This window comes from Bacillus sp. CD3-5, assembly GCF_006349665.1.
In the GTDB taxonomy this organism is placed as follows: domain Bacteria; phylum Bacillota; class Bacilli; order Bacillales; family Bacillaceae_G; genus Bacillus_A; species Bacillus_A paranthracis.
Genome location: NZ_VEPX01000008.1, coordinates 41128 through 60931 on the forward strand (window position 1 = coordinate 41128; position 19804 = coordinate 60931).

At 35.3% G+C, this 19804-nt stretch carries 19 protein-coding genes; 7 read left to right on the top strand and 12 right to left on the bottom strand.

Going from position 1 to position 19804, the window contains the following annotated elements; genetic code table 11:
* Positions 1–24: 24 nt before the first annotated feature.
* The 3 genes from FH036_RS16365 to FH036_RS16375 form a co-directional block, all read right to left on the bottom strand.
* The gene (locus FH036_RS16365) at positions 25–1305 is read right to left on the bottom strand and encodes an acetylornithine deacetylase (protein ID WP_139895996.1); all 1281 of its coding nucleotides are present in this window, start codon (positions 1303–1305) and stop codon (positions 25–27) included.
* A gap of 95 nt (positions 1306–1400) precedes the next feature.
* Complete coding sequence (locus FH036_RS16370; RefSeq protein WP_139895997.1) at positions 1401–2822, bottom strand: amino acid permease; 1422 nt, start codon at positions 2820–2822, stop codon at positions 1401–1403.
* Between the two features lie 99 nt (positions 2823–2921).
* Entirely contained in the window at positions 2922–3176 is a 255-nt protein-coding gene (locus FH036_RS16375; protein WP_000859492.1) for a biotin/lipoyl attachment domain-containing protein, read from the bottom strand.
* 274 nt (positions 3177–3450) lie between these two features.
* Here FH036_RS16375 and FH036_RS16380 point away from each other — a divergent pair, with 274 nt between their 5' ends.
* A complete protein-coding gene (locus tag FH036_RS16380) occupies positions 3451–4854 on the top strand; it encodes a sigma-54 interaction domain-containing protein (RefSeq protein ID WP_070805157.1) in 1404 nt (467 codons plus the stop codon).
* A 149-nt stretch (positions 4855–5003) separates the two neighbouring features.
* Complete coding sequence (locus FH036_RS16385) at positions 5004–5201, top strand: hypothetical protein (RefSeq protein ID WP_044790800.1); 198 nt, start codon at positions 5004–5006, stop codon at positions 5199–5201.
* Between the two features lie 52 nt (positions 5202–5253).
* Here FH036_RS16385 and truA read toward each other — a convergent pair whose 3' ends face one another.
* From truA to FH036_RS16415, 6 genes are all read right to left on the bottom strand, one after another.
* A complete protein-coding gene (gene truA, locus FH036_RS16390) occupies positions 5254–5991 on the bottom strand; it encodes a tRNA pseudouridine(38-40) synthase TruA (protein WP_001067308.1) in 738 nt (245 codons plus the stop codon).
* A 56-nt stretch (positions 5992–6047) separates the two neighbouring features.
* On the bottom strand, positions 6048–7427 hold the full coding sequence (gene rlmD, locus FH036_RS16395) for a 23S rRNA (uracil(1939)-C(5))-methyltransferase RlmD (RefSeq protein ID WP_000615206.1): 1380 nt from the start codon (positions 7425–7427) through the stop codon (positions 6048–6050).
* A gap of 10 nt (positions 7428–7437) precedes the next feature.
* Positions 7438–8301 carry a DNA-3-methyladenine glycosylase family protein gene (locus FH036_RS16400; RefSeq protein ID WP_138322515.1) on the bottom strand — a complete coding sequence of 288 codons (864 nt, stop codon included), beginning with the start codon at positions 8299–8301 and terminating at the stop codon, positions 7438–7440.
* 59 nt (positions 8302–8360) lie between these two features.
* Positions 8361–9143 carry a delta-lactam-biosynthetic de-N-acetylase gene (pdaA, locus tag FH036_RS16405; protein ID WP_000681212.1) on the bottom strand — a complete coding sequence of 261 codons (783 nt, stop codon included), beginning with the start codon at positions 9141–9143 and terminating at the stop codon, positions 8361–8363.
* 126 nt (positions 9144–9269) lie between these two features.
* Complete coding sequence (gene fumA / locus FH036_RS16410) at positions 9270–10790, bottom strand: class I fumarate hydratase (protein WP_000413516.1); 1521 nt, start codon at positions 10788–10790, stop codon at positions 9270–9272.
* A 206-nt stretch (positions 10791–10996) separates the two neighbouring features.
* The gene (locus tag FH036_RS16415; protein ID WP_000513558.1) at positions 10997–11179 is read right to left on the bottom strand and encodes an SE1561 family protein; all 183 of its coding nucleotides are present in this window, start codon (positions 11177–11179) and stop codon (positions 10997–10999) included.
* A 213-nt stretch (positions 11180–11392) separates the two neighbouring features.
* Between FH036_RS16415 and yfkAB the strand changes: the two genes are divergently transcribed.
* Entirely contained in the window at positions 11393–12520 is a 1128-nt protein-coding gene (gene yfkAB, locus FH036_RS16420; RefSeq protein ID WP_139895998.1) for a radical SAM/CxCxxxxC motif protein YfkAB, read from the top strand.
* Positions 12521–12554: 34 nt separating this feature from the next.
* Here yfkAB and FH036_RS16425 read toward each other — a convergent pair whose 3' ends face one another.
* Positions 12555–13352, bottom strand: a complete 798-nt coding sequence (locus FH036_RS16425; protein ID WP_001992424.1) for a YfkD famly protein — start codon at positions 13350–13352, stop codon at positions 12555–12557.
* An 81-nt stretch (positions 13353–13433) separates the two neighbouring features.
* Complete coding sequence (gene cax / locus FH036_RS16430) at positions 13434–14489, bottom strand: calcium/proton exchanger (RefSeq protein ID WP_000482144.1); 1056 nt, start codon at positions 14487–14489, stop codon at positions 13434–13436.
* Between the two features lie 179 nt (positions 14490–14668).
* On the opposite strand from cax, the gene FH036_RS16435 reads away from it, so the two are divergent.
* The 3 genes from FH036_RS16435 to FH036_RS16445 all read left to right on the top strand — a co-directional run bounded on the left by FH036_RS16435 (position 14669) and on the right by FH036_RS16445 (position 15960).
* Positions 14669–15085, top strand: coding sequence for a pyridoxamine 5'-phosphate oxidase family protein (locus FH036_RS16435; RefSeq protein ID WP_000550219.1), 417 nt, complete (start codon positions 14669–14671; stop codon positions 15083–15085).
* A gap of 154 nt (positions 15086–15239) precedes the next feature.
* Complete coding sequence (locus FH036_RS16440; RefSeq protein ID WP_000817786.1) at positions 15240–15386, top strand: BH0509 family protein; 147 nt, start codon at positions 15240–15242, stop codon at positions 15384–15386.
* A 145-nt stretch (positions 15387–15531) separates the two neighbouring features.
* The gene (locus FH036_RS16445; RefSeq protein ID WP_000100304.1) at positions 15532–15960 is read left to right on the top strand and encodes an EamA family transporter; all 429 of its coding nucleotides are present in this window, start codon (positions 15532–15534) and stop codon (positions 15958–15960) included.
* A gap of 7 nt (positions 15961–15967) precedes the next feature.
* On the opposite strand, the gene FH036_RS16450 is transcribed toward FH036_RS16445, so the two are convergent.
* Positions 15968–16564 (bottom strand): DedA family protein, encoded by a 597-nt coding sequence (locus FH036_RS16450; protein ID WP_000434856.1) that lies wholly within the window; start codon positions 16562–16564, stop codon positions 15968–15970.
* Between the two features lie 448 nt (positions 16565–17012).
* Between FH036_RS16450 and FH036_RS16455 the strand changes: the two genes are divergently transcribed.
* The gene (locus FH036_RS16455; protein WP_000151439.1) at positions 17013–19775 is read left to right on the top strand and encodes a tetratricopeptide repeat protein; all 2763 of its coding nucleotides are present in this window, start codon (positions 17013–17015) and stop codon (positions 19773–19775) included.
* Positions 19776–19804: the final 29 nt, after the last annotated feature.

The following is a 19804-nucleotide window of genomic DNA, read 5'->3' on the forward strand; positions in this document are numbered from 1 at the left end:
ACATACCTGTACGATTTCAACATACTAATCTATTTTTTTCGTATGACACCATTCGTATATAAATGCTGTTATTACTTTTGTAAATTCAATTAACTGTTCTATTTCTACTTTCTCATTTATTGAATGAGCTTCCTCTAATGTACCTGGTCCGTAAATAACGGCCGGAATATGAAATTCACTAAACCAACCACCATCCGTTACCGTTGCAGACATATCTAAAATTGCATTTTTAGAAAGAATTGATTCGTGTACTGAGCTAAGCGTTTTTACAGCTGCATGTTCACTATCTATTTCTAAAGAAGGAAAAATTTCGCCACGATCCACAATCATTGATTCTCCGCCCCACTTAAATTGTGGTGGATTTTCACTTAGCCATGGATCAGCAGCTGCCACTTTCCCAATATACTCTTCAATTTCTTTTATTATTTGTTCATGTGTTTCATTCGGATAAAAGTGTACTGTTATCCATAACCGGCACTCATCCGCAATAAATGCTGCATGTCTTCCGCCTTCAATAACAGCTGGATTAATTGTTGTTGTTCCAGATGGATAGCCTTCATATGTTTTCATGACTGCCCAATGACGCTCTAATTCTTGTAAACTTTGCACAATTTTCATCATTTTTTCAATCGCGCTCGCTCCGAATAAACGACCCCCTGCATGGATCATTTGCCTACGTGTTGCATCATGAAACGTTTGGGGGCTTTTCACAGTAATCCATCCAGTAATTACGCCCCCCTGTCCTTGCATATGTAAATCACTCGTATCCACTACGACTGCAAAATCAGCTTCATATCCCCTTTTACAGCATTGAAGTGTTCCCGCCTCTCCAACTTCTTCCCCAATTACGGATTGAAAGATTAAATCTCCAGGTAATTCAATGCCAGCTTCTTGTAAAAGCTGAATAGCAAATAGTGCCCCAGCCAGTCCCCCTTTCATATCTGCTGCACCACGTCCAACTAACCAACCATCTTTTATAAATGGCTCAAACGGATTCGTTTCCCACGCCTCATCTGCTGATACTTCAGCTACATCCATATGTCCATTAATAATAAGACTTTTATGTGTGTCACTTTCTGTCCCTTTTTTCACCCCAACAACGTTCGGGTCATTCGGATATACATCCCATTTATCAACACTAAAATTTCGTTTTCTTAAAAACCGTGCAACAAATTCTTGCGCCTCATTTGTATTTCTCGCCGGCGGTGCTGGTGTTTCAAAACGAATTAATGTTTTTGTAAGCTCTAGTAACTCATTTTTTCGTAGATCAATCTGTTCTAATAGCTGTGCAACTTCTTCATTCATCGCTAATTCCCCTTTGCATACGTAGTATGTTTCCAGCTTTATTTTCACAAAAAAAGAGACTGTTTACAATTTTACAGTCTCCGAATTACTCAATATTATAAACTTTCTACTTCTGTTGTATTTGTCTTTTCAATATGCTCCAAGTTACTCCCCTTATTTCTTGTCGCACGGTAAAACAGTAAACAAACAATCATAAAGGGAATACCACAATACAATGCCATTCTTTGTTCTGGAATAAAGGCCATACCAACAATTACCGTTACATTTAATACTAACGCAAGCAGTGGTACGAACGGATACAGCGGTGTTTTAAATTTCAAGTCCTTCACATCCCCGCCCTGCTTAACATATGACCTTCTAGCTAATAAGTTAGATAGAGCAATAGATGCCCAAACTAATATCGCTCCGAACCCAGCAATAGAAAGTAGCCATAAATAAACTGTATCTTCCGCATAAATACCTGATAGTAATGAAAGGCAACCTACAATTGTACTTACAATCAATGCATAAATAGGAACACCATTTTTAGATAACTTACCGAAAATCGGACTAATCATTCCTTGATTAGACATAGACCATAGCATACGAGAAGTTGCATATAATCCTGAATTCGCAACGGATAGAACCGCTGTAATAATAACGAAATTGATAATATCGGCTGCATAAGGAATACCAATTTTATCAAATACAACTACGAATGGACTTTCTATCACTCCTGCTTGTTGCCATGGGAATAATCCTGCAAGAATGAAAATAGATAATACAAAGAACACAAGTATACGCCAAACTGTATTATTAATTGCCTTCGGGATCGTTTTCTCTGGATTTTCACTCTCTCCAGCTGCAATACCAACTAGCTCTGTTCCTTGGAAGGAAAAATTAACAGCAATCATCGTAATTAAAATAGCGGATAATCCATTTGGAAACAACCCACCATAATCAGTAAAGCTAGAAAACATTGGTGCTGGTTCATTTCCTTTCATATCTAGAAAACCAAACATTGCTGCCCCGCCCAAAATAATAAATGCAATGATTGTAATGACTTTAATACTTGCAAACCAAAATTCAACTTCTGCAAAACTTCTTGAAGATAACGCGTTAATAGCAAAAAGTAATGCCGCAAACACTACGCACCAAATCCAAGACGGTACATCAGGAAACCATCGTTTCATTAAAATACTAACTGCAATTAATTCAATACCTATTGTAGCCGACCAGTTTAGCCACGACATCCATCCGACTACATAACCCGCTGCAGGGGAAATATGCTTCGTCGCATACGTTTGATAAGATCCTGCGTCAGGCATCGCAACAGCTAATTCTCCGAGACAGAGCATCGTTAAATACATAACAAATCCTCCAACAAGATAAGCTACAATCGCTCCTCCAGGCCCAGCTTCATGAATTGTATACCCCGATCCTAAAAAAAGTCCGGTACCAATAACTCCTCCAAGTGCAATCATAAATATGTGTCTGCTTTTCAATTCCCTTTTTAATCCTTGGTTTTGATCCATCATAAAAATCCCCCCTTTTCCCTTTGGAAACCCATTTCATGTAAGCGTTTTTAAAATTTTTTATACGAAAAATAATTATTGAAAAGAGCAAAATACATAGTATTAATCACTACCTGTTATTAAAAGATCATCCCTCACTGTTATTAATAACTTTTTATCAGCGATAGCTTGTCCTTCTACTACTTCTAATGACTCGATATATCCACTGATTCCTACCTTAATTTCTACTTTCTGTTTATCTATTGTTTCAATTAACGCTAATTTCTCCCATTCGTATACGTAAGAACTTTCCGTAACAAATAACTTCTCAACTTTCCCGTAACAAGGACTATACACGCCTTCTATAACCGTCTTCACTTTATACACTCCTCCTTCTTATTAATTGGTACTGAAACGTTGCATATCCCTCCTTTAAAAATTTCAACTATTCTTTATGCAAAATGCGTACCAATCTTAAATTCCTATTTAAAATGAGGGTTCCTCACAAAAAAATCTTCATAACCGCAAATTTTTTCTACCGTGTAAGAAGTTTTAAAAGGAAAATCGCAAAAAAATTTTGCGATTTTATAAGAATTTTAATAAAATTATAAAAAGTCAGTCTTCATAGGGTGAAATGAGGAGAAGATAATCTATGCGTACAGAAGAAATTAATTTGAAACAGATCATTGAAATGAATATGCTATATGAAACTTTGCTCAATGAACTCGATATCGGGATTCATATTATTAATGAGGAAGGTAAAACGATTATCTATAACCGTAAAATGATGGAAATTGAATCAATGGAGCGCTCAGATGTGCTATATAAAAGTCCTTTAGAAGTATTCGCATTTGAAGAAAATAAAAATAGTACTCTTATAGAAGCATTAAAATTAGGAAAAACAAACAAAAATATAAAACAAACGTACTTTAACAATAAAGGGCAAGAAATTACGACGATTAACGATACTTTCCCTATAATAGAAAATGGAAAAATTAAAGGCGCTATTGAAATTTCAAAAGAGATGAATCACTTAAAGCAAACAATAAAAATGGACTCTTCCCGAAAACAAAACACTAAATTTACCTTTGATCACATAATTGGTGATTCTGAAGCCATTCAATCAACCATTGCGGAAGGAAAAAGGGTAATTCGTACATCCTCCTCCATACTTCTCGTAGGAGAAACAGGAACTGGAAAAGAACTATTTGCACAAAGTATCCATAATGAAAGTCAGCGTTCAGGCAAACCATTTATTTCACAAAACTGTGCCGCTATACCTGATACGTTAATGGAAAGTTTATTATTTGGTACGAACCGGGGGGCATTTACAGGAGCAATCGATAAAGCTGGTTTATTTGAAGAAGCAAACGGAGGAACTTTGTTATTAGATGAGATCAACTCATTAAGTCCAGCACTTCAAGCGAAGTTACTGCGAGCTATACAAGAAAAAACAATACGAAGAATCGGGGGCACACAAGAAAAAGAAATTGATGTTCGTATTATAGCAACTATTAATGAAGACCCCCTTGAAGCTATTACACATAATCGATTACGGGAAGACTTATATTACCGATTAAGCGTCGTTACTTTATGCCTCCCGCCTTTACGTGAACGAAAAGAAGATATTTCCGCTCTTGTTCAGCACTTTATCGAAAAGTACAACATTCAATTTGGACTCGCTGTAACGGATGTAGATATACATGTAAGAGAATTCTTGTATGCATATGATTGGCCTGGAAACGTCCGAGAATTGGAACATATCATTGAAGGTTCAATGAACTTGGTTGAAGATGAAAATATTATTACGGCGTTTCATCTTCCTACTCGCTTTCGTGAACAAATAAAAAAAGAATCCAATACGCAACCTTTCCTAACTAATAACGATACTGATAGACCTAAAACGTTAAAACACACAATAGAAGCAATGGAAAAGAACTACATCACTCAAATTCTGAAAGAGTATCACGGTAATATTTCACAAGCTGCAAAGTTTTTAGGATTAAGTAGGCAAAACTTACAATATCGAATTAAAAAACTGCATTTACACATATGAAATGAAACTTGAATGAGTCGATTACTAACTCTCACCTATTCGACTTTTATTGCTTATTCATATAGCAGAAATCTGCTTTAAAGTACAAATAAACATTTGGTAAAATATGCTATAATAAAAATATAACATACTAGAAAGGAACGATATATATGAGTAATGATAACAAATTAAAGTTATTACAATACTTAGCCTTCTTCCCTACCATTGTATGTATGATGTTACTAGTTGATATAAACGCCTATCCTTATGCAAAACTATTAGCAACAATTAGCGGCTCTTTTGCAGCTATTATGCTTGCTGTTTTTTGGAATTTGAAGATACGTATGAAGAAAGAGAAATCTTCTTAACGCCAAAACATAAAAAAATCGAGCCTACACAGCTCGATTTTTTTACTGACTATTAAAACTCAACATTCTCCAAATACAAACCACTTGCCTCAGCAAGGCAATTAATTTGATTGCGTTGTTTCGACTCTAAAATGTGTGGAATTGCTTCTGCATCTAATTGTCCTAATCCAACTTCAATTAATGCTCCAACAATTTTTCGTACCATGTTATGAAGGAATCCGTTACCACTTACTCTAATTTGTACAAATCCTGCTTCTTCCATCACTTCAAGTGTATATACTTCTCGAACCATAGACTTTTTCTTTGATTTCGCATTTGAAAAAGCAGTAAAGTCATGTGAACCAACTAAATGTTTCGCAGCTTCTTTCATGCTTTTCACATTTAATTTTTTATTCACATGCATGCTGTATTTACGCATAAATGGATTTGTATGCTCTTCATTCCAAATCTTATAAAGATATGTTTTTGCTTTAGAATTGTAACGAGCATGGAAGCGGTCTTGTACTTCTTCCACGTTCGTAATGCTAATATCATTTGGTAAATATTGATTCAAATATTTTTTCACTTTATGTTCCACTAACTTTTCATCACTTTGAAAGTTAGCAACTTGATTCAAAGCATGCACACCAGCGTCAGTTCTACTGCAACCGATAATTTCAATTTCTTTTCCGACCATTTCAGATATAACACTTTCGATTTTTCCTTGAATCGTATTATCGTTATTACCGAGACGTTGCCATCCTTTAAAACGTGCACCATCGTACTGAATCGTTAATTTATAATTATTCATTTTACTCTCCTTCATAGAAAATATTCCCTCATATCGTGAGGGAATATGAATAAACTCTACTTTCTAACAAGCTTCACTACATTTTCTACATGAGCTGTATGCGGGAACATATCAACTGGTTGCACATACTCCACTTCATAACTCTTCATTAATGCTTGTACATCACGAGCTAATGAAGAAGGATTACAAGATACATAAACAACTTGTTTCGGCTTCACCTTTAAAATTGTTTCCAATAATTTATCATCGCAACCTGTACGAGGTGGATCGACAACAATTACATCTGGACGCCATCCTTCTTTTACCCATTTCGGTAACCATTGTTCAGCTTTACCTGCTTCATATTTCGTATTTGTAAATCCGTGACGCTTCGCATTTTTTCTTGCATCTGCAATCGCTTCTGGAATTACATCCATACCACGTACTTCCGCCGCATCATTTGCAAGCCAAAGTCCGATTGTACCAACACCACAATACGCATCTACAATTTTCTCATTTCCTGTTAAAGCAGCCGCTTTTTTCGCTTCATTGTATAAAACAACCGTTTGTTCTGGATTCAACTGGAAGAATGCACGTGCTGATAGTTCAAATGATAAATCACCAAGTGTTTCTTGAATTACTTCTTTTCCAGCTAATTTAAATGTTTTATCACCGAAAATAACAGATGTTTTACGCCAGTTTACATTTTGCATAATCGATTTAACAGCTGGCATCTGTTTTTGTACTTCTGCAATAAATTGTTCTTTATTTGGCAACTCTTCTTTTGTTGTAATCAGTGTAACTTGTACTTCCCCTGTTTGAACTGCAGTACGTGTCACAATTGTACGTACTAAACCTTTTTGTTTTTTCTCATTGTAAATAGAAACATTTAATTTTTCTAAAATACGTCTTACAACTTTTGTCGCTTCATTCGTTGCTTTATGTTGAATCATACAATGAGCAATATCAATTAACTGATGTGAGTTTTGTTTATACAGCCCTGTAATAACCTTTTCGTCTTTACGCCCCACTTGTAATTGACTCTTATTACGATAATGCCATGGATTTTCCATGCCAAGCGTCGGACGAATTTTCTCTTCCATACTGTTTTTCATATACTTCTCAAATGCTTGTACAACGATATCACGCTTTTGATTTAATTGTTCTTTATAATCTAAATGTTGCAATTGGCAACCGCCGCACTCTTCGTATACCGGACATGGTGCTTTCACACGATGTGGTGAAGCTTTACGAACTTTTTTCACTTTCGCTTCAGCGAAGCCACGCTGAATTTTCGTCGTTTCAGCAACAACTTCTTCTCCTGGTAATGCCCCGGGAATGAAAACAACTTGTCTCTTAAAATAACCAACGCCTTCTCCGTTAATCCCAAGACGTTTAATTGTCACAGGAAACGTTTGACCAACTTCCAACTTACTCTCATGTTGCTTTTGTATCATTATTACACCTCTACTCTATACTTTTCCATAAATATAACGCTGCATAACTGCAGTATGGTTCACACTCTTGTTTCACGTTTTCTAAAAATGCATCATCAGGTTTCTCATCTAATTGAAATACACCTTGTACTGCACGCTGAATTCCAATGTCTGCTTTCGGAAACATATTTTTCCGTCCAAGCCCAAACATTAAAAAGTTTTGCACTGTCCATGCACCAATCCCCCTAATTGGTAACAATTGTGCTGTAACCTCTTCTTCCGCCTTGGTTTCTATACTCGCTAAATTTAATGTACCGCTGACAATACTTCGCCCTAATCCTACTATATATTCAGCCTTTCGCTGACTAAACTTCTGCTCTCTCAATTCCTCTATTGAAATATTTGCTACTACTTCTGGCGTTGGGAAAAAGAATACACCGTTCTTCTCTGTTCCATATCGTTTCACAAACTGTTCTGTTAACACAGTAGCAAATTTCAAATTTATTTGTTGATGAATGATACAGCGAAGAAGACAAGCAAAATAATCAAATTCTAAAATAATTGGAGTATAAGCATATGTTTCAAATAGTGGACGTAATGATGTGTTTAAAAAATGATTTTGTATATCTTGAAACGGTTCATTCCAATGAAAAATGGCCCTCATTCGTTTCATAACTTTCTCTGGATCTCCTGTCTGACTAGAAATCCAAAACTGTGGATTTTGAACAGTACCAATCCCTTGCAGGCGAACAACAATCTGTTCCTCGTCTATACAAATCGGGACATAAATAACTTTCTCATCTAATTGAATGACGTTAAGAGGATCAAAAGATAAACGTTTTAATACTTCTTCAAAATGATACGGATACTCTAACGTAACATGTTCGCTCCACATACGTTTCCCCATCCTTTTTACACATCATTATAGCATGAGAAAACCGCAAGCATACATGCTTACGGTTGATTGCTTTTTACTAAGTCATCTAGACTTTTAAAATGATACCCTTTCTCGCGCAAATCATCAATGATTTTTGCAAGTGCTTCTGCATTATCTTTTGATATTGCATGAAGTAATAAAATAGATCCTGGATGAATCATCGTCATAACATTATTATGCGCATATTGCCATCCTCTTTGCTGATCTACTTTCCAATCCAAAAATGCAAGTGACCAAAATACATTATAGTAGCCCATTTCTTTCGTAAGAGCTAACGTTCTTTCACTAAATACGCCGCGCGGGGGACGTACATATTTCACTTCTTTTTGCCCAGTTACTTTTTTAATTTCTTCCGTTACACTCGTTAATTCTTCACGAAGTTTCTCATCATTTACCGCTGTGAAATCAGGATGACTCCAAGAATGGTTTCCAATAATGTGTCCTTCATTCTTCATTCTTAACAATAAATCTTTTTGTGTTTTAATGTAATGCCCCGTTACAAAGAAAGTTGCTGGTACTTTTTTCTCTTTTAATACGTCTAAGATTTTCCCTGTGTATCCATTCTCATAACCATTATCAAATGTTAAATAAATATCTTTTTTCTTCGTATCCCCTAAATAAAACCCGCCATTTTTTTGTAGTAAATCTGTATATAACTTTCCTGCATCTGGTACTGTTTCATTTTTAGGACGCGGGATTCCCCAGTTATGTGGAGTATTTGTATAAGCTAATGCCGAAACTGGAACAAGTGCCATCATAATTGAAAAAATGAGACCGATATATAACCATTTATGTTTCATAAATAGTCTCCTTTCCATATATAATCGTACTCGTAGTTTCTGTTGCTACGCATTCTTTCATGCTGAACATGTTTTTCTATATATACCAAAAAAATGCATCTCGAATCGTTCGAGATGCATTTTTGTTTACTTAAATACTGGCTCTTTAAAGCTAGCTAATTTTTCAAGTGATGTTTTATCAACATCTGCATGTAAGCTATTACCGTGAGAATCCATTGTTACAACTGCTTTAAATCCATCGATACGTAAATGCCACATTGCCTCTGGAATACCAAATTGTAAGAAATCAACATCTTTCACTTCTTTAATACATTCAGCATAATATTGCGCTGCACCACCAATTGCGTTTAAATATACACCGCCGTGTTCTTCTAAAGCTGCTAATGTTTTCGCACCCATGCCGCCTTTTCCAATGACAGCTCTAATACCGAATTTCTTCATAATATCACCTTGGTACGGTTCTTCCCGAATACTTGTCGTTGGACCTGCCGCTTTAATTTGCCAATTGTCATTGTCATCTTTCACAACAACTGGACCACAGTGGTAAATAATTTGTCCATTTAAATCTACTGGACAATCGTTATCCATTAAATGCTTATGAATTGCGTCACGACCTGTATACATCATGCCATTAATTGTTACAACATCACCAACGCGAAGTTCACGAATTTGCTCTTCTGTAATTGGCGCTTGTAATACAATTTCACGCTGCTCCGTTTTTTCTTGTACTTCTTGCTCCAGTGTATCTTCACCTTCTTGATATAACCAATCCATAATTTCACCTGTTTCAGGATGGATTGTTACACCAAGGCGACGGTATGCCCAGCAATTATACGCCACAGATACGTAGAAACTAGCTGGCAGACGGTTATACACGCCAATTTTACAGCCAAGTAAAGTTGTTTCTCCGCCAAATCCCATCGTACCAATGCCAAGCTTATTCGCATTTTCTAATACATATTCTTCAAGTTGTTGTAATTCTGGGATTGGATTGACATCATCTAATGTACGGAATAATTGATTTTTTGCTAATTCGTAACCTGATGTGCGGTCTCCCCCGATACCAACACCAATTACACCTGCACTACATCCTTGACCTTGTGCTTGATATACCGCATGAAGAAGGCATTTACGAATCCCTTCTAAATCACGGCCAGCTCGTCCAAGTCCTTCTAGTTCACACGGTAAGCTATACTGAATATTTTTATTCTCACAGCCACCCCCCTTTAGGATTAAACGTGCATCAATATAATCTTTTTCCCATTGTTCAAACTTAATAACCGGTGTACCTGGTCCTAAATTATTTCCACTATTGTCTCCAAAAAGAGAATCAACAGAATTTGGACGAAGTTTACCATCTTTTGTCGCCCGCTCAAGCGCATTATAGATAGCTTCCTTCAACTTTAATTGATTCACACCAACTGGTGTATAAATTTTAAACGTTGGCATCCCTGTATCTTGGCAAATTGGTGAGATGTTATCATCAGCCATTTTAATATTATTTGTAATTGTGCCAAGTGCCATCGCAGAACGAGTCCCTGCATTTTCTCGCTCTTTCGCTTGTTGAATCGCACGACGAACATCTTTCGGTAAGTTCGTTGACGTTTCAACAATTAGTTGATACATGCTTTCTTGAAGCTTTTCCATTGTTACTTCCCCCTCAATTGTGAACGCTACCAAAACGTTATGAGCTGAAAATTCCACTATTATGCTCTGCAGCTTTTTATTTCTTTCACGCTATTCAAGCATACATGAAATTTTTCACAACTTGATTATACCTCTTTTTCTATCGTCCTTCTATTATCCGCACAGAAAAAGGCTACCAAATTGGAATTGGCAGCCTTTTTAATATATTATTCGTCTTTTTTAAATTGCTCACATTTTAATTCTAATTCATCTAGCATTGCAAGAAGACGATCTACATCTTCTAATTCTACTTCTTCAGGTTCAATTGTATCAATTACTTCAATGAACATATTTAAACGTTCTTTTAAATATACTAATTGTGTATCTTTATCTTGAATTGCTTTTCCCATGAAGGCACTCTCCTTTTAATTCGAGTTGCTTTTATTATACCGCAAAAATGATTACAATGGGTATGTAATTTCATCAATTTTGTCACGGTTATTCACTATAATGTAAGCCCTCTCTCTTTTTCCTCTAAAAAGTTTCGCTTTATAAAAAGCACATATTCTTCTATTATAGAGGATGGACAAATTGTTATTTCAATAGTCAAAGGAGTATTTCATATGACGATATCACAAAAAATGAAGCCGATTACTCCTTCTTACGATCCATGGGAAGCGTATATGGACCTTGAAGAGTACGGCAAACTACTATTAACAAATGTTGAGTTTACAACAACGACGTTATGCAATATGCGCTGTGAGCATTGCGCTGTTGGTTACACGTTACAGCCGAAAGACCCGAATCCGCTTCCGATGGATCTTTTATTAAAACGATTAGATGAGATTCCTCATTTACGTTCTTTAAGTATTACTGGCGGAGAACCTATGCTTTCAAAAAAATCCGTCGACAACTATGTAACACCACTCTTAAAATACGCCCACGAACGAGGTGTTCGCACTCAAATCAACTCAAACTTAACTATAGATTTAGCACGTTACGAACAAATTATTCCCTATTTAGACGTATTGCATATATCTCATAACTGGGGAACAATTGACGACTTCGTTGAAGGCGGATTTGCAATGATGGAGCGTAAACCTACGTATGAACAGCGTGCAAAATTATTTGAACGTATGATCACAAATAGTAAAGCTCTATCAGATGCAGGTGTACTCGTATCAGCCGAAACGATGTTGAATAAACGAACTCTACCACACATTGAGCATATTCATCGTCAAATCGTTGATGAAATGGGATGTAAACGTCATGAGGTTCACCCAATGTATCCAAGTGACTTCGCGAGTAATCTAGAGATTTTAACAAAAGCTGAAATTCGTGATGCAATTGAGCATTTACTAGAAATTCGCGATAAAAATGTATGGATGTTATTTGGAACTTTACCTTTCTATGCTTGTAGCGATGATGAGCGAGACATTGCCACATTTAAAAAATTACAAAAGAGCAAAAATGTAACTGTTCGTAACGATCCCGATGGCCGTTCTCGTTTAAATGTAAATATTTTTGATGGAAATATTATTGTAACGGACTTTGGTGATGTTCCACTTCTAGGTAACATTCAAACAAATACGTTACAAGAAGCGTATGAAAAATGGAGCGCTTCAAAAACAGCAAAATCATTAAGCTGTCACTGTCCAGCAGTAAAATGTCTTGGACCGAATGTTCTTGTAAAAAACAGCTACTATCCAACCGAAGATTTCTTATCAAAAACAGCAAATATTACATTATAAAAAAACGTCAGCTTATAAGCTGACGTTTTTTATCTTATTGCGAATGAGAAGAAGAAATGAATTTAAAATATAAATGATCATGAATTGGGATAGCGGCTCCAATTCCTTGAGAAGTAATATTTTTTACAACAAGCCTTTTTTGATTTCCTTTTAATACGAGATATACTTCTCCAAATGTTACTTTCCCTTTTTCATTTACTGCTGGTGTATAAGCATATAAATATCCAAGTTGACTCGGACTAATATTATACACACGCTCATGCCCTGTACCATAACCAATAGTCGTTTTAAATGAAAGTGGCAATTGTACTTTTTCAAGTGCTTTGAGAAGCATCATTTTTTTCACATCTGCAGCATCTTTCATATCTGCTGTTAAATCACCTTCAACCGTCTTTTGTGTTTCTTGCTTATAGCGTAGTGGATATAGGCGATCTCCTCCGCGATTATCGTACACATTGCGATTTACTTGTTTATATTCCCAATTAACCGATGTATCAATCGATTCATAATGTAAAGCCCATTGCCCTAAATAAATCTTTGCTCGGTACCCTACCGCAAGCGGCGCATTCGAAATTGTTGTTTCATTAAACATTCGAATTAAGTCCGGATTTTCAATTTTAATATTTGCTGTTTTTAATAATTCTTGAGCAAACTTACTCGGCTGTAAACGCGGTAAATCTTGCGCATCATTTGGAAACGTATTGTCTTTAGAAATATTTAAAACAGATGAAGGCATTTTTGTTTCTACTGTTGTCTTTGCAAAGCCACTGTTAGGAAATAATAAAATAAACGAGACCATAGTTGAAAGACATATGCTGTATACTCGTTTCACCTGTCTGGCTCCTTCCTACATAAAGGTATATATACTACTTCGTTTATTGTTTTCTCTGAGCACAATTGTTATGCCTATTTTTCATAATAAATAAAAACCAATTCCCATAATGACATACGCAGCTAATAAAGTACCGCCTTCAAACCAGTTCGTATCTCCATCATTTGAAATCGCAATCGTTAAGAAAACAGCTGTAATCATAGAAACAAGTTCTGGTATTGTAAATACTAAAGGCATCCTTTGCGTGAAAAACATAGAAAGCAGTACTAATACAGGAGCAACAAACATGGCAATTTGTAATGTAGAACCTATCGCAATCTCAACTGCAATATTTACTTTATTTTTATACGCCATAATAATTGCAGATGCATGTTCTGCTGCATTTCCAACAATCGCAACGATAATAACACCTATAAACAATTCTGACCAACCAAATGATTTTGCAACTGTCTCAAATGTATGCACGAGCGCCTCTGACACATAAGCTACCGCAATTGTTGCTATCGCTAAAATGAGTAATGCTTTCCCTTTCGACCACTCTGGTTCTTCCTCATGAGCGACTTCATCACTTTTATGCTGATATACACCACGGTGCGTAACTAACTTAAATAGCAATGCAGCAAGGTACATAATAATCATAATAATCGAGACACCAATACTTAATTGATACGTCTTTCCAGCGTCCATTTTCATTGAAAAAATCTCTGGAATAACAAATGCTACTACTACAGCAAAGATTAATAAAGCCGAATTATGCCTTGCATCATATACATTAAAACTTTGTCTTTTGTATTTAAGCCCTCCTACAAAAAAGGATAGCCCTCCTACTAATAATAAATTTCCAAGTACAGAACCTGTTAAAGAAGCTAACACAACTTCAATTAATCCTGCCTGTAGTGCAAAAATCGAAATGATTAGTTCAACAGCGTTACCGAAAGTAGCATTTAATAATCCACCTATTCTAGGACCAGATACAATTGCCAAACTTTCTGTCGCTCTCCCCATAAAACCCGCTAATGCGATAATCGTAATACAATACACAGCAAACATAATTGTTTGAGGCCAATGAAGTGTTTTCCCAAGTACAGACAATGGTACACCTATAAGCGCCACTATAAGAAATATTTTATTAAACATGCTTTTCATCCTTCCATCGTATGTATTTCTCCTCGATATTATTATTATTCTTCTCCTAACTTGTCCGATTTCATCACAATTACGTTTAAAAAATCGGATTGAAGAAAACAGTATGAAAGATATTTAAATTACCTTGTTGAAGCAGACAGAATTATAAATTATGAAAAGGGGTTAAAATTATGCACTTAAAAGAAAAAATCGCAACTATTATTCAAGGTCAACGTACCGGTGTATTATCTACAGTACGAAATGAGAAACCACATAGCGCCTTTATGATGTTTTTCCACGAAGATTTTGTACTGTATGTTGCAACAGATCGACAATCAAAAAAGATAACAGATATCGAAAACAATCCAAATGTACATGTACTACTTGGTCGTGAAGGAAAAAAATTAGATGAAGATTATATTGAAGTGGAAGGCTTAGCCTCCATCGAGGAAGACTCAACATTAAAAAACAAGTTTTGGAATAATAGCTTAAAACGTTGGTTACTCGGTCCTGAAGACCCTAATTATGTACTAATTAAAATCAATCCCGATACAATTTATTACATCGATGGTGCCGGTACGACGGAACCCGAGTTTTTACGACTATAAGATAAAACAAGCCCCCTTTAGGTGGGCTTGTTTTGTCGAAAAGTTCTTCTGAAAAAAACAATAAAATAGGTGGAACTTTCTAAAGATTCTGTTATATAATAGCAGTAACTTAAATAAACTGTATTAAAACAGATTGAGAGGAGAAATAAAATTGATGAAAAGAGAAGAACGTAAAAACATGATTGAGTTTATCGAAAAGAAAAAAGGGATTGAGCGTGACGAATTATTGTTTATGACAGACGATGAAGTAGAACATATTTATAATGTAACGTACTTTTTATATGAAGAAATTGCAGAGTAGTATAATAATCCCCACCTTATGAAAAATATAAGGTGGGGATTATTTCGTTATCTATCCAGCTCTTTGCGAGGCGGTAAAACCCCATTCACTTTATACATGAGAATGATTTTCATGTATAATAATGTAAGATTGGAGGAATTTTACTATGAGTTCATGGCTCTTATTCGCACTATTATCAGCAATTGCTGCTGCCCTTGTATCTATTTTCGGTAAGATTGGTTTAGATGGAATCGATGCCAATGTTGCTACGACGGTTCGTTCTATTATCATGGCATTATTTATGGTAGGCGTTATTATTATACAAGGTAAATTTCAAAATATTGGCGACGTACTACTAAATAAAAAAGCACTTCTCTTTATCACATTAAGCGGAATTGCAGGTGCTTCGTCATGGCTATTTTATTTTCTTGCCCTTAAAACAGGAAAAGTTTCACAAGTAGCTCCTGTCGATAAATTAAGCGTCGTATTTTCTATCATTCTCGCTATGATTATACTCGGCGAAAAATTAAACTTTATGACTGGTATTGGTGTTGTCTTTATTACAGCTGGTGTACTATTTATCGCTTTCAGCTAAAAAACCGCTACTCGCGGTTTTTCTTTTTCTTTATGTAAAACCATACGACACATGTAACAACTACTGAAATGGATAAAATCCATATTCCATAATGATGCAAACTATACTCAACGAAACGCCACTTCTCTCCTAACTTCCAGCCAAGTCCAATAAAAACACTTATCCAAATAAGTGCACCACCGTAAGCGTACAAACAAAAACGCCAAAGTGTTAAATTCGACATCCCAGCAAAATACGCTGTTAAATGACGTACTCCTGGGATAAAATAACCAACTATTAAAAGAAATGGGCCATATTTTTCAAATAAAATATGTGTTTTTTCAATGTGATGTTCTTTAATTCTAATTTTCGGTCCATATTTTTTTAAAACAGGGAGTCCAAGTTTTAAACCTAATATGTAGCTTAATGTAATGCCTAACATCGCACCAGCCATCCCACTTAAAAACGCAGCAGTTCCTGACATAACGCCTTTTGAAACGTTATAACCAACGAAGGTCAATAAAAACTCGTCTGGTATCGGTAATCCAACAATCCCGCCAGCTAAAGCTATAATAATTCCAAAATACCCATAATGTGCGATTAACTCGCCAATATGTTGTTCCATTCGGAAGACACATCCTATACACGATCGTTATTCCACATTGTGCCCTTTCTATCTTTCAGACAAACATGGTATACATATTCACTATACATTGTTTTTATAATGAACTCTACTTCTATCCATTCCTTTAGCAGGCAGAAATTGAACTATTAATCAGTGACATCAATCATGTGCTAGACTTAGACTCCCGCCTTCTTTTCTTATATCCATCTCCTCTTGAAGGACTAATCTTACTATCCACAAATACCATGATTAAAAAATAAAAATTCATATGCTTGTTTTTTTGTTACAATAAAGGAAAGTTACTTTTCGCAACGGTTTAACTCTCAGGAAAAATGATATACCTAGCAAAAACACAGTTTGGTCGATATAATGCAACTTCTACCTATTAAAAGAACATGCACCCTTTACATACAACATCATTTTTCTAAATTATACAGGGGGAACGAACATGACCATTGAAAATCAATTTATCCAAAAGGTTTACTATAAAACATTTTTAACAGAAGAAACTTCTACTCCAGTATCAGAAGTACTCGGTGAAGCATATATAAATGAATCTACAAATGAATTCTCCAACATTTCTAATATTCGCTTTGCTCAAGGTGAATTTTATTACCAAAATAAAGACTTTGAAGCAGCGATATTTAAATGGGAGAAAGTAAATAACGAGCTTGCACTTTGGGCAACCAAAAATATTGCAGATGCTTATTTTGAACTAGGATTCTTACCAAAAGCAGAAGAAATGTATCAATCTATCCAAACGGAAGATACAACTCTTACAATGGAAGTTTCCTTACAACTTCTTTCTCTTTATATCGAACAAGATCGTTTAGGTCTAGCATTTAAGACGATTAGTGAAGCTGTTGCATTTCAACCTGACTATCCAAATATTACTTCAATTGCTCGCTCGTTCTATGAAAAACAAGAAGATTGGAATAATGCCATCGAACTTGCCGTTCAAGAAGGAATTCGAACAAAATCATTACACTGGTTCGATACTTTAATTAATTATGTGAATCAAGGATTTACGAAACAAATCAAACCAGAATATTTCTATGAATCTTTAAAAGCTTTATATGCAATTGATCAAGTCCAATTTAAGGAACTTGTTATCGCTCTTTGGAACAGCTATCAAAATGAAAAGTCACATCTACCTTGGATTCAAACAATCAATCATTTATTCTTACATATTGAGACAGACAACAATGACGATTGGCATGAAATTGTTGAACGCTATCAAGATACGTACTTTGAATTAATTACTGGTGAACATTTCATGCATGAAATGCAAGGACTTGTACCTGACTTATTAACAAATTGGTTTAGTTTAACGAGAGCAAAAGACGCCCTATTCGTCTCTGCTGCAGTGTTAGCGTGGAATGAAGTTTCACCTACAACTTTAGAGTCATTACTCGTAAAAAGTGCGGGAGCCCTACTCTCTAATTCAACAGCTGAAACAAATGTGAATATGGAAACTGTTTCTCATTTATTCGAAACAATTGCTGTATGGGCTGAAAAAAATGATGTAGATTTAAGTCATCAATTTACGTTACTCGTTCATGAACTATGTGATTTAAATGTTACAAAATTACTAATTTCGGGAACTAGTGACCATGATAAATTATCATTCGTCAATTCAATATTAGGAGAGAACATCTTAACTGAAACTATAACAACTCCTATTCTATTTAAAGATGATAGCCAAACTGAAATAACAGAATTCACTGCGTTAGATGTGCACAATATACCGAACTTTGATGAATTCCATCAAATAATGGCTACACCTGAACAATCAGAACTTGAGAACAAATGTATAGAAATTAAATTACCAAGTAGATTTTTGAGAAAGAATAAATTTGCATTTCTTGTTACACCATCTGTTCGAGGACAAGTGGATAAAAACAGCTCATATTTTGAATACTTACAAGCCGCAGATAGCCTTATTTACGTATTAAATTCTGCTTCATCGTTACATGGTGAAGAACTTGATACATTACTTTATTTACGTGAACAAGTACCAAACTTACAAATTCATTTCGTATTACATACAAATAGTGCGGGTACGAATGAAAAACTAATGAGTAAGATGAAAGTCCATTTCCCAAATGCGCAGTTCTTCCCATACTCTCCTTCACAAGAGGGAAGCCAGCAACTTGGGGACGTGACAGAGTCTATTCTTTCTAATCTAGCAGAACGAGATATAGAACAAGAACGTATCGAAAAGCTAATATGGTTTACTCAAAAGACAATCGCATACCTTGTAAATGAACGTGTGGAATTAGAAAATACATTAGTCAAATCAGTACGCTGGAATAAACATATCTCAGTAAAACTAAACGGATTTATTAACAATCTTACTGCTCTTGAAAAAGATAAAATTCGTTCTATTACAGAATCTTATCTTTTAACGAAAGAAGAAATCACAAGAGATATCCATTCTCAAATTCCTGAATTATTACAGAGCTGCTCTGACCTTGTTCAAGAAGATAGTGATTTCAAATTAGTTCATGAAGAATTAAATACTGCGATGAACGAACGAATTCAAAAACATGTACAGCAAGTGCTTCTCCCTAAATTTACTGGGTTTATTCAAGAGTGGATTGAAACAGCGCATAATGAATTTATTCAAGCTCAATCTTATTTAGATGAAATGAGTGAAACGTTTAATAAATTATATAAAGAAGAACGTATGAAACTTCCTTGCGATTTCAAATTACTAGATGATTGGCATCGAGATGTTGTACGTATGACAAATAGAATTACAGTATCGAACATCAATATTTTATTACGCTTTACACCGACACAATTTTTCTTAAAGAGTGCAGGAAAACTATTTGGTAACATGCAAAAGAATCAATCTATGCTTGCAAACAAATATAAACAATACATTGAAACGGAAGACTATACGGAAATTGCTCAAACAATCTCAAAACAATTCTTCCTTCAATTTGAAGTATTTGAAGGCGCATTAGAACGAGATATCATGATGTTCTTTAAAGATCCACTTAGCATATTGAAACAAAATGTAGAAGCCGCTCAACTTGAAATACAGGAAGACGAGCAAACATTAGCAACGTTAAGAAGCAATCCAGAAACTTATCACGATCCGTTAGCATTCTTTAAACTGCAACTATTACAGCACAAATTCGTTTTAAGTACGCACAAAAACAATGAAGACGTCTATGAATTTAATGAGTCTCCTACGATTTAACATAAAAAACCAAGCAAACTGAAATTTGC

Coding starts and splice junctions, on each gene's coding strand:
- FH036_RS16365 (WP_139895996.1), bottom strand. CDS start 1,305: ATGAATGAAGAAGTTGCACAGCTATTAGAACAGATTGATCTACGAAAA.
- FH036_RS16370 (WP_139895997.1), bottom strand. CDS start 2,822: ATGATGGATCAAAACCAAGGATTAAAAAGGGAATTGAAAAGCAGACAC.
- FH036_RS16380 (WP_070805157.1), top strand. CDS start 3,451: ATGCGTACAGAAGAAATTAATTTGAAACAGATCATTGAAATGAATATG.
- FH036_RS16385 (WP_044790800.1), top strand. CDS start 5,004: ATGAGTAATGATAACAAATTAAAGTTATTACAATACTTAGCCTTCTTC.
- truA (WP_001067308.1), bottom strand. CDS start 5,991: ATGAATAATTATAAATTAACGATTCAGTACGATGGTGCACGTTTTAAA.
- rlmD (WP_000615206.1), bottom strand. CDS start 7,427: ATGATACAAAAGCAACATGAGAGTAAGTTGGAAGTTGGTCAAACGTTT.
- FH036_RS16400 (WP_138322515.1), bottom strand. CDS start 8,301: ATGTGGAGCGAACATGTTACGTTAGAGTATCCGTATCATTTTGAAGAA.
- pdaA (WP_000681212.1), bottom strand. CDS start 9,143: ATGAAACATAAATGGTTATATATCGGTCTCATTTTTTCAATTATGATG.
- fumA (WP_000413516.1), bottom strand. CDS start 10,790: ATGGAAAAGCTTCAAGAAAGCATGTATCAACTAATTGTTGAAACGTCA.
- FH036_RS16415 (WP_000513558.1), bottom strand. CDS start 11,179: ATGGGAAAAGCAATTCAAGATAAAGATACACAATTAGTATATTTAAAA.
- yfkAB (WP_139895998.1), top strand. CDS start 11,393: ATGACGATATCACAAAAAATGAAGCCGATTACTCCTTCTTACGATCCA.
- cax (WP_000482144.1), bottom strand. CDS start 14,489: ATGTTTAATAAAATATTTCTTATAGTGGCGCTTATAGGTGTACCATTG.
- FH036_RS16435 (WP_000550219.1), top strand. CDS start 14,669: ATGCACTTAAAAGAAAAAATCGCAACTATTATTCAAGGTCAACGTACC.
- FH036_RS16440 (WP_000817786.1), top strand. CDS start 15,240: ATGAAAAGAGAAGAACGTAAAAACATGATTGAGTTTATCGAAAAGAAA.
- FH036_RS16445 (WP_000100304.1), top strand. CDS start 15,532: ATGAGTTCATGGCTCTTATTCGCACTATTATCAGCAATTGCTGCTGCC.
- FH036_RS16450 (WP_000434856.1), bottom strand. CDS start 16,564: ATGGAACAACATATTGGCGAGTTAATCGCACATTATGGGTATTTTGGA.
- FH036_RS16455 (WP_000151439.1), top strand. CDS start 17,013: ATGACCATTGAAAATCAATTTATCCAAAAGGTTTACTATAAAACATTT.